General features: G+C 61.3%; 14 protein-coding genes. 12 read left to right on the top strand and 2 right to left on the bottom strand.

Annotation, left to right across the window (positions count from 1 at the left end):
- Positions 1–3: 3 nt before the first annotated feature.
- The 12 genes from MK745_RS15365 to MK745_RS15310 all read left to right on the top strand — a co-directional run bounded on the left by MK745_RS15365 (position 4) and on the right by MK745_RS15310 (position 11655).
- Positions 4–789 carry a transporter substrate-binding domain-containing protein gene (locus tag MK745_RS15365; protein ID WP_243614139.1) on the top strand — a complete coding sequence of 262 codons (786 nt, stop codon included), beginning with the start codon at positions 4–6 and terminating at the stop codon, positions 787–789.
- 67 nt (positions 790–856) lie between these two features.
- Entirely contained in the window at positions 857–1648 is a 792-nt protein-coding gene (locus MK745_RS15360) for a creatininase family protein (RefSeq protein ID WP_243614138.1), read from the top strand.
- A 12-nt stretch (positions 1649–1660) separates the two neighbouring features.
- Positions 1661–2308, top strand: a complete 648-nt coding sequence (locus MK745_RS15355) for an amino acid ABC transporter permease (RefSeq protein ID WP_243614137.1) — start codon at positions 1661–1663, stop codon at positions 2306–2308.
- Positions 2309–2356: 48 nt separating this feature from the next.
- Positions 2357–3013 carry an amino acid ABC transporter permease gene (locus MK745_RS15350; RefSeq protein WP_243614136.1) on the top strand — a complete coding sequence of 219 codons (657 nt, stop codon included), beginning with the start codon at positions 2357–2359 and terminating at the stop codon, positions 3011–3013.
- Between the two features lie 17 nt (positions 3014–3030).
- Positions 3031–3801, top strand: coding sequence for an amino acid ABC transporter ATP-binding protein (locus tag MK745_RS15345; RefSeq protein ID WP_243614135.1), 771 nt, complete (start codon positions 3031–3033; stop codon positions 3799–3801).
- Positions 3798–5150, top strand: a complete 1353-nt coding sequence (locus tag MK745_RS15340) for an aspartate aminotransferase family protein (RefSeq protein ID WP_243614134.1) — start codon at positions 3798–3800, stop codon at positions 5148–5150. Before MK745_RS15345 ends, MK745_RS15340 begins: the two co-directional genes overlap by 4 nt.
- Positions 5147–5839 (top strand): CoA transferase subunit A, encoded by a 693-nt coding sequence (locus MK745_RS15335; RefSeq protein WP_243614133.1) that lies wholly within the window; start codon positions 5147–5149, stop codon positions 5837–5839. The genes MK745_RS15340 and MK745_RS15335 overlap by 4 nt, the downstream gene beginning before the upstream one ends.
- Complete coding sequence (locus tag MK745_RS15330; protein WP_243614132.1) at positions 5826–6479, top strand: 3-oxoacid CoA-transferase subunit B; 654 nt, start codon at positions 5826–5828, stop codon at positions 6477–6479. The genes MK745_RS15335 and MK745_RS15330 overlap by 14 nt, the downstream gene beginning before the upstream one ends.
- An 11-nt stretch (positions 6480–6490) precedes the next feature.
- Positions 6491–7783, top strand: coding sequence for an ArgE/DapE family deacylase (locus tag MK745_RS15325; protein ID WP_243614131.1), 1293 nt, complete (start codon positions 6491–6493; stop codon positions 7781–7783).
- Positions 7784–7797: 14 nt separating this feature from the next.
- The gene (locus MK745_RS15320; protein ID WP_243614130.1) at positions 7798–8970 is read left to right on the top strand and encodes a thiolase family protein; all 1173 of its coding nucleotides are present in this window, start codon (positions 7798–7800) and stop codon (positions 8968–8970) included.
- Positions 8971–9125: 155 nt separating this feature from the next.
- Positions 9126–10487 carry a glutamine synthetase family protein gene (locus MK745_RS15315; protein WP_243614129.1) on the top strand — a complete coding sequence of 454 codons (1362 nt, stop codon included), beginning with the start codon at positions 9126–9128 and terminating at the stop codon, positions 10485–10487.
- Between the two features lie 22 nt (positions 10488–10509).
- Complete coding sequence (locus MK745_RS15310) at positions 10510–11655, top strand: iron-containing alcohol dehydrogenase (RefSeq protein WP_243614128.1); 1146 nt, start codon at positions 10510–10512, stop codon at positions 11653–11655.
- A gap of 42 nt (positions 11656–11697) precedes the next feature.
- On the opposite strand, the gene MK745_RS15305 is transcribed toward MK745_RS15310, so the two are convergent.
- A complete protein-coding gene (locus tag MK745_RS15305; protein ID WP_243614127.1) occupies positions 11698–13041 on the bottom strand; it encodes an ABC transporter permease in 1344 nt (447 codons plus the stop codon).
- Positions 13038–13967, bottom strand: coding sequence for an ABC transporter permease (locus MK745_RS15300; protein ID WP_243614126.1), 930 nt, complete (start codon positions 13965–13967; stop codon positions 13038–13040). The genes MK745_RS15305 and MK745_RS15300 overlap by 4 nt, the downstream gene beginning before the upstream one ends.

The following is a 13967-nucleotide window of genomic DNA, read 5'->3' as shown; positions in this document are numbered from 1 at the left end:
GAAATGACAAAGCGCAGAACTTTCATGAAAGCCGCCGTCGCTGCCGGTGGACTCGCCCTCGCAGGCCTCATGACCGCCGCCCCCGTCGCCGCGGACGAACTTGAAACGCTCAAGGAAAAGGGTGTGGTGCGTATTGCCATGTCCGGCGCCTACCCTCCGTTCAACTTCGTCAATGACCAGAACGAAGTTGTCGGTTTCGACCCGGCCATCGGTGCGGAAATCATCAAGCGCATGGGCCTTGAGACCGAGATCGTCACCACCGCATGGGACGGTATCATCGGCGGCCTTCTGGCCAACAAATATGACGCCATCGTCGGCTCGATGACCATCACCGCAGAGCGTGATGAGGTCGTCGATTTCGTTGGTCCCTACTACACCACCAAACGCGCCATCTTCACCAAGCCGGATTCCGGCATTACCTCGGTGAGCCAGCTTGGCGACGTCAAGGTCGGTGTGACCCTCGGTGAAACCCACGAGGAATGGGCCAAAGAACAGGGCTACACCGTGAAGACCTACAAGGGTCTGCCGGAACTGCTTCTCGAGCTTGAGAATGGTCGTGTCGACGTGATCGTCAACGACTCCATCGCGGCGATCCTCGCGATGACCGAAAAGGGCCAAGAATTCGCGATGATCGAAGATCTCGAGACCGATGCTTTCGGTGCCGGCATCGCAATCCGCGAAGGCAACCCGGAACTTGCGGCGGCCATGCAAGCGGCGCTCGACTCCATGATGGAAGACGGCACCTATACCATGATTGCTGAAAAATGGATTGGTGCGGACATCCGCTAAACCTATCCCCCGGGGTCGCCATCACAGAACGGCGACCCCGACACTCAAGACCCCCGAAAGACTCTCCATGACAACCGACTATGGCAAACTGACCTGGGAAGACGTGCGCGATGCGGACAAGGACCGCGTTGTGATCCTGAACGTCTCCGCAACCGAAGACCACGGCCCGCACATGCCGCTCGACACTGATACGGTGCTCGGTATGGCGGTTGCCAATGGCGTCGCCGAGGCTGCGCCCGATGAAGTCTTTGTGATGCCCCCGATTGCCTATGGTTTCAACGAACACCACAAGGATTTCCCCGGCGTGATCTGGATTCAGCCCGAGACGCTGATCGCCTTCGTGACCGACGTGACCAAATCGCTCGCGCATCATGGTTTCCGCCGAATTCTTCTATTGAACTCGCACGGGTCCAACCACCCGATCCTCGACCTTTCCGCACGCAAGACGGTGATCGAGACCGGTATCATCTGTGTCTCCGCCTCGTATTGGAACCTCTGCGCCGACCGTATCAACGAGGTGCGCGCCTCGGAGGTGGGCGGCATTGCCCATGCGGGCGAATTCGAGGCGGCGATGTATATGCACTTGCATCCCGAACATGTCGATCTCGACAAGGCTACGAACCAGAACCTGCACGACCCGAAGACCAATTTCTTCAACCTCGATCTCGCCAAGGGCGGCGGCAAAGCCATGCTCATGCGCTGGTGGTCCTCGGTGTCGCCAGAAGGCACGATGGGCGATCCGACTGTGGCCACCGCAGAAAACGGCGAAGCCTTTCTCAAGGCCGCGATCGAAGAAACCACGGCACTGGTGCGCGAAATCCGCGCCTTGCCGATCCTTGAACGTACCGACCACCACTAGGAAGGCGGATAGATGGATATTGACCTGATGTTGCGGGTGTACCCGTATTTTCTAGAGGCCGCTTGGGTCACCATACAACTATCGGTCCTGACCATCCTGCTGGGTCTGGCCTGCGGTATACTCGGCGCTGCGGGACGATTGTCGCGCTTTGCGCTGTTCCGCTTCATCGCAGCGGCCTATGTGAGCTTCTTTCGCGGCACACCGGCCCTGATCCAGCTCTTCCTGCTGTATTTCGGCGGCCCGCAAGTCGGGATTCAGCTCGACGCCTTTGAGGCGGGCGTGATCGGTCTTGGCGTCAATATCGGCGCTTACATGACCGAAACCATGCGCGGCGCGATCATCTCGATCGACAAGGGCCAGATCGAAGCCTCCCGCACGCTTGGCCTGTCGCGGTTTGAGACCTTCCGAAAGGTGACACTGCCGCAGGCGATGCGCCTGATGGTCCGTCCCCTCGGGGTCAACATCAACGCCCAGATCAAGGGCACAGCCCTTGTCGCGGCAATCTCCGTTGTGGAACTGACCTACACTGCCCAGCGCTATATCGGGTCAACCTACAAGCCCTTCGAGATGTTCCTGATCGCCGGTATTCTTTACCTCATTATCATCACCGCGGTCGGCAAACTCGTTACTTTCATTGATCGCCGGGTGCGTCTGCCATGATCTGCGCGACACTCCTCCCCCCGTTCCTCCAATCGAAAGGTGCGTCCCATGGGTCTTGATTTCACAGTCGTCCCCTCATACGCCGACGCTCTCCTGCTTGGCGTATTGTGGACCATCGCGATCACTGTCGCGGCCGGTCTCCTGAGCTTCTTCGGCGGCATCCTGTTTGCGGTGATCGCGCTTTACGCGCCGCTCGTCATTCGCCTGCCGTTCCGCTTTGTCGCCTGGCTCTTCATGGGCACACCGCTCCTGTTGCAACTGTTCCTGATTTACTTCGGGCTGGTGCAGATCGGGATCGACCTTCCTGCCTTCGTGGCCGGGGTGATCGGCTTGGGTCTGCACTTCGCGGTCTACAACTCCGAACTGATCCAGACCGCGATCATCGCCGTCGACAAGGGCCAGATGGAAGCCGCGCGTACCCTTGGCCTGTCGCGCAGGCAGGCGCTCATCAAGGTTGTGATCCCACAAGCCGTGCGCGATGTGATCCCGCCCATTGGCAACATGATGATCGCGCTCCTGAAAGACTCAGCGCTGGTCTCGGTGATCGGGGTCACGGAACTCACGCTCTCGGCTCAGCTCGCCATCGGGCGGACCTATCGCCCGTTTGAATTCTACGCCGCCGCCGCCGTGCTCTACTACATCATCAACCTTGGGATGGAAGCGGTGATCCGTCGGATCGAACGCCGCACCCAGCTCTCGCGCTGACCCAAAGAGGATCTGACATGACTGAGAAAACGCCTTTCGTCGAAATCCGCCACGCCCAGAAGTCCTATGGCTCTCTGGAAGTGCTCAAAGACATCAGCCTCACGGTGGAGCGCGGCGAGATCGTCGCCATCATCGGTCCCTCCGGGTCTGGTAAGTCCACCCTGCTGCGCGCGATCAACGACCTTGATCCCCTGACCGGCGGCGAGATCATCCTCGACGGTGTGCAGGTCAACAAGAGCCTGCCCCATCGCCAGTATGAAAAGCACATCAACGAGATGCGCCAGCAGATCGGCATGGTGTTCCAGCACTTCAATTTGTTCCCGCACCTAAGCGTGCGCGACAACGTCACCATGGCGCCGAAGCTCCTCAAGGGCATTTCCGGCAAAGAAGCGGATAAGCTCGCCGAGGAACAGCTCGCCCACGTCGGCATGCTCGAGCGGATCGACTATTATCCCTCACAGCTCTCGGGCGGTCAGAAACAGCGCGTCGCCATTGCCCGCGCCCTAGCGATGCAGCCCAAGCTCATGCTCTTTGACGAGGCCACCTCGGCGCTCGATCCCGAGCTTGTCGAAGAGGTCAACCTGGTGATGAAGAAGCTCGCTGAAGAGCACATGACCATGATCATCGTGACCCATGAAATGGACTTCGCGGCCTCGGTTTGCGACCGCGTGTTGTTCATGGATCAAGGTGTCGTTGTCGAAGAAGGCCCGCCTAGCAAAGTCTTCAAGAACCCCGACAAGGACCGCACCAAAGAATTTCTCCGCAAACACCTCGAAGGCTCAAAGTGACGACCACGCCCTCCCACCTGTTTTACCAGTCCCGCACCCCCCGTCCGTTTCTCGATCGGGGTGAGGGCATCTACCTCTACGACACCACCGGAAAACGGTATATCGACGGCACGTCCGGGGCGATGGTGTCCAATATCGGCCATTCCAACCCCAACGTCCTTGCCAAAATGAAGGCGCAAATGGACAAGGCGACCTTTGGCTACCGTCTGCATTTTCGGACCGAACCGTCCGAGAACCTTGCTGCCAAAACCGCCGCGATGATGCCCGCGGGGTTAGATCGCGTGTTCTTTGTCTCCGGCGGCTCCGAGGCCGTCGAGAGCGCGATCAAGCTCGCCCGGCAATATGCCATCGTGCAGGGCCAAGAAAGCCGCTGGAAGGTCATCTCGCGTTTTCCCTCCTATCACGGCTGTACGCTCGGCGCGCTTGACCTGACGGGCTACGACCCGCTGGCGCGCCCATTCGATCCGATGATGCGCGGGATGCCCAAGGTGGCCGCCCCTGTGACCTATCTCGACCGCGACAACCTCAGCGAGGAAGAGCGCGGCCTGAAATATGCCGAGATGCTGCGTGATGAAATTATCGCCCAAGGCCCGGAAACCGTTCTCGCCTTCCTCATGGAGCCGGTGGGCGGGGCTTCGACCGGCGCGCTTGTCGCTCCGGATAGCTACTATGGACGCATCCGCGAAATCTGTGACGAGTTCGGGATCCTGCTGATCTATGATGAGGTCATGACCGGTGCGGGCCGTACCGGCAAATTCATCGCCGCCGAGCATTGGGGCATCACCCCCGATATCGTCGCCCTCTCCAAGGGGTTCGGCGCGGGCTATGCCCCGCTTGGCGCGACCGTGGCCGGCGCGCGCATTGTCGAGCCGATCCTCGACGCAGGCGGCTTCCTGCATGGCTTCACCTATGCGGGCAACCCGCTGGCCTGTTCTGCGGGCCTCGCGGTGCTCGAGGAACTCGAGGAACAGAACCTCGTCGCAAATGCGGCCGATATGGGCGACGTGCTTCTGTCACGCCTGCATGGGCTGATGGATCGCTATCCGTTTATCGGTCATGTGCGCGGCAAGGGGCTTTTGACGGCGTTCGAATTCGTCTCCGACCGCGACACAATGGATCCGCTACCGACCGCCCTCAACGCCCACTCCCGGCTTGTCGAGCTCGCCTATGAGCGCGGCCTCATCACGTATTCGCGCCGCACACGTGGCGGCACCGCCGGGGATCACTTCCTCGTCGCGCCGCCGCTCATCATCACCGAGGCACAGATCGACGAGATGATGGCGATCCTCACCGACTCCCTCGACGCCTTTGCGCGCGAGGCCGGTCTTGACGTGGAGAGCGCGGCATGAGGCTTCCTGATAAGGTCGGGGCCCTAGAAGAGGCGATCGCCCACATCGGTGACGGTGCCACCGTTATGATCGGTGGTTTCGGCGTCCCTGGCACACCGTTCACGCTCATCCGCGAGCTTGTCCGGCAGGGTCCGCGCGATCTCACGATCATCAAGAACGACGCCAACGAGACCGACATGGGGGTCGATCACCTTCTGGTTTCGGGACAGGTTGCACGCCTTGTGACGACACATATCGGCCTCAACCCGCGCGCCATCGCAATGATGAACGCGGGCGAGATTGAAGTGGAGTTCAACGCCCAAGGCATCCTCGCCGAGCGCATCCGCGCAGGTGGCGCAGGGCTTGGTGGCATCCTGACCGACATCGGCATTGATACCGAGCTTGCCGACGGCAAGGAACGCATGGAGATAGACGGCAAGGCCTATGTCGTCGAAAGCGCCCTGCGTGCCGATGTGGCGCTTGTCCATGCAGATCGCGCCGATCCGTTCGGGAACCTGTCCTTTGCCGCCACCGCGCGCAATTTCAACCCGCTCATGGCCATGGCCGCGACGCGTGTCATCGCCGAAGTCGAACGCGTCGTGCCGCTTGGGGCGCTTCATGCCGATGACGTACACACGCCCGGCCCCTTCGTGGATGACCTCGTAGGGCTCACAGAACTCAGCGAGGAATACGCCGTTGTCCAACGCTAGGAGCAAAATGGTCGCCCGCGCGGCCCGCGAGATCGCCCCCGGCATGGTCGTGAACCTTGGGATCGGCCTGCCGACCAAAGTCGTGGATCACCTTGGACCGGATTTCCCGGTGTGCTTACATACTGAGAACGGCCTTGCGGGGATCGGCCCGACCCATGCGTATGAGACCGCCGACCGCAACTTGATCGACGCGGGCGGGGCCTATGTCTCGACCATCCCCGGCAGTTCCTTCTTTGACAGCGCCGTGTCCTTTGCTCTGGTGCGGTCGGGGCGGCTCGACCTGACCATGCTCGGGGCCTTCGAGGTTGCGCAGACAGGCGATCTTGCCAACTGGAAAATCCCCGGCAAGTTCTCTCCGGGTGCAGGCGGCGGCATTGAGCTGGCGCAAAAGGCCCGTCGGGTGATCGTGTTGACCACCCACACAGACCGCGCAGGCAACCCCAAACTAAAGGACACGTGTAGCCTGCCTGTGACGGCCCGTGCCTGTGTCTCACGGATCTTTACCGACATGGGGGTCATCGACGTGACCGACACCGGCTTTGCCCTTGTTGAACTGGCCGAAGGCACAAGCCTTGCCGAGATCACCGAGGCTACAGGCGCCCCCCTCTCCCTTCCAAAGGGCGACATTCCAACTTTCTGAGGCTGACTGACATGACGACCGAGCTGACACCCCGCATCCTTGACGCGGTGGATGCCTATTTCGACGAACAGGTGGATTTTCTCGCCGCCCTGACCGCCCATCCGTCCACGCGCGGCAACGAACAGAGCGCGCAAGACTTCATGGCGTCCGCCCTGACTGACCGAGGCTACGAGGTCGACCGCTGGCAGATTGACGTGGAAGACATCCGCCACCTTCCGGGCTTCTCACCCGTGCTCGGCCCCTACGAGGACGCGGTGAACGTCGTCGGCAGCCATCGCTCCAAGACCAACACCGGCCGCTCGCTGATCCTCAACGGCCATATCGACGTCGTGCCGGAAGGCCCGCTCGACATGTGGGATAGCCCACCTTACGAGCCGCGCGTCGCGGAAGGCTGGATGTATGGCCGTGGCGCGGGCGATATGAAGGCCGGGCTTGTCTCCAACCTCTACGCGCTCGACGCGCTGCGCCGGTTGAACCTCGCCCCGGCGGCGGACGTGTTCTATCAATCCGTGGTCGAAGAGGAATGCACCGGCAACGGCGCGCTGGCTTGTCTTGCGCGCGGCTACAAGGCCGACGCCGCCCTGATCCCCGAACCCTTCGCCGAACAGCTCGTGACTGCCCAGCTTGGTGTGATCTGGTTTCAGGTCCATCTCAAGGGCCTGCCGACCCACGTCGCCTATGCCGGACAGGGCGCCAACGCGATCGAGGCCGCGATCCCGCTCATCTCGGCCCTGCACGAGATGGAGGCCCGCTGGAATGGCGTCGAACACCGCCACGGTGACTACGCGCACATGGACCACGCGCTCAACCTCAACATCGGCAAGATTCAGGGCGGCGACTGGACAAGCTCCGTGCCTGCATGGTGCGTCTTTGACGTGCGTATGGGGATTTTCCCGGGCCAAAGCATCGAGGATGCCAAGAAAGAGATCGAGGCCGTCCTGATGGAAGCCGCGCGCGAAAACGCTTTCCTGCGCAACTCACTCCCCGAAATCGTCTATCACGGCTTTCACGCCGAGGGGTACGCCCTCTCCGACGACAAGAGCCGCTCTGCCGCCGATGCGATTGGCGCGCTTGATAGTGCACATGGCACGGTCACCGGCGGCGCGCTCGACCGGGCCGCGATCACCGCAACCACCGACGCCCGGTTCTTCGGCCTCTACGCCGACACACCCGCCCTCGTCTATGGCCCGACCGCCGAGGCGATCCACGGCTTCAACGAACGGGTCGATCTCGAAAGTATGCGCCGCGTGACCAAGGCCACGGCCTTGTTCATCGCCGACTGGTGCGGCGTCGAAGACATTTGAACCGGAGACAAGACATGCGCGAACCCGTCATCGTATCCACCGCCCGCACCCCCATCGGCAAAGCCTATCGCGGCGCTTTCAACAATCTCGAAGGCCCGAGCCTCGCGGCCCATGCTGTGCGTGCCGCCGTCTCCCGCGCGGGGCTCGAAGGTGGCGAGATCGAGGACGCGGTTTTCGGCGCCGCCCTGACCCAAGGCTCGACGGGGGTCAACGTCGCGCGCCATATCGCACTGGCGGCAAGCCTTCCCGATAGCGTCGCGGGTCAGACCATCGACCGCCAATGCGCCTCTGGCCTCAACGCGCTCGCCATTGCGGGCCATATGGTCAAGGATGGCGCGGACGTCGCGCTGGCTGGCGGTTTGGAGAGCATCTCCCTCGTGCAGGAAAACCACTGGAACGGACACCGCTATCGTGACCCGTCCGTGCGCGACGGCTATTACCTTTCGATGCTTGAAACGGCCGAAGTCGTCGCCGAGCGCTATGGCGTCAGCCGCGAAGCGCAGGACGCCTATGCCCTCGAAAGCCAAATCCGCACCGCCCGCGCGCAGGATGCGGGCCTCTTTGCCGACGAGATCATCCCGGTCGAAGCAGTGAAACTCGTCACCGACAAGGCCACCGGCGAAACTCGTGAACAGACCGTGACGATCCACGCCGACGAATGCGGCCGCCCCGGCACCACGGAAATCGGCCTTGCCAGCCTGAAACCGGTCCTGGGCGAAGAAAAGACGGTCACCGCAGGCAATGCAAGCCAGCTTTCGGACGGCGCGGCGGCGCTTGTCGTCATGGAGGCCCGCGAAGCCGAGAAGCGCGGATTGACCCCCTTGGGCGCCCTGCGCGGCTTTGCCGTGGCCGGCGTCGCACCGGAGGAGATGGGCATCGGCCCGATCGTCGCCATACCGCGCCTGCTAGAGCGGGCAGGCCTCAAGGCAGAGGAGATCGACCTCTGGGAAATCAACGAAGCCTTCGCGGCCCAGCTTCTGCCTTGCCGCGACACGCTCGGCATTGACCCGGACAAACTCAACGTCAATGGCGGTGCGATCTCGATCGGCCACCCCTACGGCATGTCTGGCGCGCGAATGGCCGGGCATATCCTTCTCGAAGGCCGACGCCGTAAGGCGCGCTGGGGCGTGGTATCGATGTGCGTCGGTGGTGGGCAGGGCGCTGCCGGTTTGATCGAGGTTTTCTAAGCACCCGCCTGTCTGATGGGCCGCGCCACGTCTGGCGCGGCGCCATGCCTCTACAGCGATTGACAGTCTCGCCGACTGCATGGAAGATTTCTCTGACACTGGGAAGAGCAACGCGCGACCGCGCGGCTCCAGCCCCTCTGAAGAAAGGAAACCCCATGCCCGGACCTCTTACGTTCGACGACCTAAAATCACAGGTCGCCGGAGGCGAGATCGACACTGTTCTTGTCTGTTTTGTCGATATGCAGGGCCGCCTCATGGGCAAGCGCTTTCATGCCGGGCACTTCGTTGAAAGCGCCTGGGAAGAGACCCATTGCTGCAACTACCTATTGGCGACCGACTTGATGATGTCGACGCCCGAGGGCTTTGCCTCGACCTCTTGGGAGAAGGGCTATGGCGACTACGTGATGAAGCCCGACCTCGACACGCTGCGCCCCCTGCCATGGCTAGAAGGGACGGTGATGGTGCTCTGCGATATCCTTGATCACCACACCCACGAGGAGATCTCCCATTCCCCGCGCGCCATGCTCAAGAAACAGATCGCCCGCGCCGAGGCGATGGGCCTGACCCCGATGATGGCAAGCGAGCTGGAGTTCTTCCTCTTCGAGAAGAGCTTTGACGAGATCCGCAAATCCGGCTTCCGCGATCTTGCGACGCTCTCGGGCTATAACGAGGACTACCATATCCTGCAGACAAGCCGCGAAGAGCATGTCATGCGCCCGCTGCGCAATCATCTCTGGAACGCAGGGCTTCCCATAGAGAATAGCAAGGGAGAGGCCGAGACCGGGCAGGAAGAGCTCAACATCAAATACGCCCCAGCCCTCGACACTGCCGATTTTCACACCATCGCCAAACACGCGACCAAGGAAATCGCCTGGCAACAGGGCCACGCCGTCAGCTTCCTGTCGAAATGGCACAAGGACAAGGTCGGCTCCTCGAGCCACGTGCATCAATCGCTCTGGAAGGACGGCGCGCCGCTCTTCTATGATCCGGACGATGCGCTCGGTATGTCGAGCCTCATGAAATCCTATGTCGCGGGTCTTCTGAAATACGCCGCCGACTATACCTATTTCCTCGCCCCCTACATCAATAGCTACAAGCGCTTTCAGAAGGGCAGCTTTGCGCCGACGCGGATCATCTGGTCGATCGACAACCGCACTGCGGGCTTCCGCCTTTGCGGTGACGGCACCAAGGCGGTGCGCATCGAGTGCCGGATTGGCGGTTCTGACATCAACCCTTACCTCGCGATGAGCGCCATGCTTGCCGCCGGTCTCAAGGGGATCGAAGACGGGCTCGTGCTTGAACCCGCCTTCTCTGGCGACGCCTATGCTGGTGAAGGCCGCTACATCCCTGAAACGCTACGCGACGCGCGCGAGGCACTTCTGGCCTCTGATCTGTTGCGCGACGCTCTTGGCGAAGATGTAGTGACCCACTATGCACGCGCCGCCGAATGGGAAATCGAAGAGTTCAACCGCGTCGTGACCGACTACGAGATCGCGCGCGGCTTTGAACTGGCCTGACCTCGAAAACGAAAGACCAACCATGACGCTTAACGGAAGCTGGTCCTACCCGACCACGATCAAATTCGGCGCGGGCCGGATCGCGGAGCTTGCCGAGGCCTGCGCGGCGACCGGCATGACCCGTCCGCTCCTCGTCACGGACCGGGGCCTTGCCGACCTGCCGATCACCACTCAGGCGCTCGACATCCTCGAGACCGCGGGTCTTGGCCGTGGCCTCTTTGCTGATGTCGATCCAAACCCGAACGAAAAGAACCTCGCCGCCGGTGTCGAAGCCTACCACGCAGGCGGGCATGACGGCGTGATCGCTTTTGGCGGTGGCTCTGGCCTCGACCTTGGCAAGATGGTCGCCTTCATGGCGGGCCAGACGCGCCCCGTCTGGGATTTCGAGGATATCGGCGATTGGTGGACCCGCGCCAACGCCGAGACCATCGCCCCGATCATCGCCGTGCCGACCACCGCCGGGACCGGCTCGGAAGTGGTCCGCGCGAGCGTGATTACCAATTCCGAAACTCACGCCAAGAAGATCATCTTTCACCCCAAGGTCCTGCCGAGCATCGTGATCTGCGACCCGGAACTGACTGTCGGCATGCCCCGCTTCATCACCGCGGGCACCGGGCTTGATGCCTTTGCCCATTGCGTCGAGGCCTATAGCTCGCCGCACTACCACCCGATGAGCCAGGGCATCGCGCTCGAAGGCATGCGTCTTGTAAAAGACTACCTGCCCCGCGCCTATGCCGATGGCACCGACCTCGAGGCACGCGCCCAGATGATGAGCGCCGCCATGATGGGCGCGACGGCGTTTCAGAAGGGCCTCGGTGCCATTCACGCCATGAGCCACCCTATCGGCGCGCATTTCAACACGCATCACGGCACGACCAATGCCGTCTGCATGCCTGCCGTGCTCGACTTCAACGCACCGGCCATCGCAGATCGCTTCCAACAAGCCTCGGCCTATCTCGGGATCGCGGGCGGCTTTGACGGGTTCCGCGCCTTCGTGCAAGACCTCAACGATAGCCTCGGCATTCCTCGCCGCCTCTCCGACCTTGGTGTGACAGCAGAGAGCATTCCAGCCCTCGTCGAAGGCGCGCTTGTCGATCCGTCCTGCGGCGGCAATCCGATTGAGTTGACCAAGGCCAACCTCACGGCGCTTTTTGAGACCGCGCTCTAAGGGAATTCAGGCCGCCCGAAACCGCGCGGCCTGTTCCTTTCGTCACTCACTTCCCGAAAGATTATCCGGCGCAAAAACGTTGCCGAACGCTCCTGTGCCCCCCTGAGGCGCTTCCGGCTCGTCCGGTGTGTCTTCGGAGAGGTTATTCGGGGCAAAGACGTTGCCGAAGGCCCCACTACCGCCCTGCGGTGCAGGTTCAGGCACCGCCTCGCTCTCTTCCTCTCCCGAGAGGTTCCCCGGCGCAAAGACATTGCCAAAGGCGCCACTATTGGACGGCGACGGAGCTGCCGGGACTGCGTCCTCGGCCTCCTCAGCGGCCTTGGCGCGTTCTTCCGCACGGGCCTTCTGAAGCGCTTCGATGCGTTTCTGAATCTCGATCTGGCGCGCTTCCTTGACCCGGATCTTGCACTGTTCCGGGCTATAGGATTGCGCCGTGCCGACCATCGCGATCACGAAGAAGGACAGAAGGACAAGGATGATCGCCGCCGGATTGCCACGCAGGAAACCCGGCAACACCCCTCTACCCGGCTTAAGCCGCCCCTGGCGCATTGCGTCCTTGCGGCTCTTGTTGCGTTGCACCGCCTCAAAGATAAGCGCGGCAAAAACCGTGAGCGTGATGATGATAAAGGCCAGCGACGAAATCGACGGGTTGATACCAAGGCGCACCTTCTGAGCCAGCACCGTGGTCAGCGTCTTGTAGTCGATGATGGTAAACGTCGTCGTGTTGTAGTTCTCAAAAGAAGCCAGAAACGCCAGCACCGAGGCCGAGGCAATCGCCGGGCGCATGAACGGCAAGAGGATCTTGCGAAACGCCTGTGTGTGTGTCGCCCCAAGGTCGAGCGCCGCTTCCGTCAGGCCCGGATCAAACCGCTGAAGCCGCGCCACGAAAACAAGCATCGCATAGGAGGCAATAAAGGATGACTGACCAAGGATCGTGAGGAAGATCCCGTTGTGGAACAACTCGTAGAAGAACGACCCATCCTCAGCACCAAAGAACCGCCCAACCCGGTCCCAGAACACCAGCGTCGAGATACCAAGCACCACACCGGGAATGAGGATCGGCGCAATGATCATCGTGTAATAGGTCGACCGGAAACGCGGCCAGACCTGCGTGAGCACGATAGATGCCGCAAGCCCCATGGAGACCGAGAGGAGCACCGTCCCGATCCCGATCAGAACGCTGTAGAAAAGCCCGTCGCGGATATGTTTGTCTTCAAACAGGACACCGAACCATTCGAATGTGAAACAGGCCCAGGGCGACACCGACGGGAAGGCCGATGAGTTGAACGCCGTCAGGCTCATCACCACGAGCGGCCCGAGCAGGTAGCTGAAGAAGATCAGAAGATAGGCGCCAAGGGCGATACGGATCAGGGTCGCAGAACTCATTTCCCGATATCCCCCATGTTCACCTTGAAGACCCGCATAAAGGTCAGAACGATGGCGATGGTCGAAACGAGAAGCACGATGGCATAGGCTGCGCCCTGCTGCCAATTGAGCGAGTCATTGAACCACTGATAGACAAGCTGCGTGAACCAGAGGCTGCTTGGCCCGCCAAGGATTTGCGGCGCGGCAAGCGCCCCGGCAGAGAGCATGAAGACCATGGTCGAGCCCGAGGCGATGCCCGGCTTTGCATGGGGAATGACAATGCGGCGGTGAATATGAACCCAACTCGCCCCCATGTCCCGCGCGGCCTCGATCTGGTTGCGATCAAGGCTCTCGATGACGTTATACATCGGGAAAAGCATCAGGAGGATATAGGCATAGCCGAGACCCGCATAGAGCGCGACATCCTGACGGATGAAATCAATCGGCTCGCTCGCAAGATGCAGGAACATCAAGGCCTCGTTGAGTAGCCCTGTCTCGCCAAAGATGATCCGCAAGGCGAAGGCTCGCAGGATTTCATTGATCCAGTACGGAATGATGAGCAGCACCACGAAAAGCCGCGCCACACCAGCCCCCTTTGCCTGCCCAAGAAAATAGGCCAGCGGATAGCACAGAACGATATTGAAGACCGTCACCACCATCGCGGCGAGGATCGTGCGCACGAAGACCTTGAGGTCAACCGTGTTGAAGCTCTGCTTGCTCTCATCCGACCCGTAGATCAGGTATTCGTAGTTGCTCAGCGTGTAGACGTCCTTCGGCCCGCCCACGTCCGCAGGCGGCAGGTTGAACCGGAAGGAATAATCGAGCATCGAGAGCTGCGGCAGCAGGATCAGGAAGATGAGCCAGAACGCCACCAGCCCGATCAGGATACTGCCCATGACGGGGCCGTTGTTCCGGAAGAACTCGGAGAAAGGCAAATTGCGTTTCAT

Origin of the sequence: Shimia aestuarii (assembly GCF_022814865.1) — a bacterium.
GTDB lineage: Bacteria > Pseudomonadota > Alphaproteobacteria > Rhodobacterales > Rhodobacteraceae > Shimia > Shimia aestuarii_A.
The sequence above is the reverse complement of the archived record's forward strand: the minus strand, read 5'-3'. Positions and strand labels throughout refer to the sequence as shown.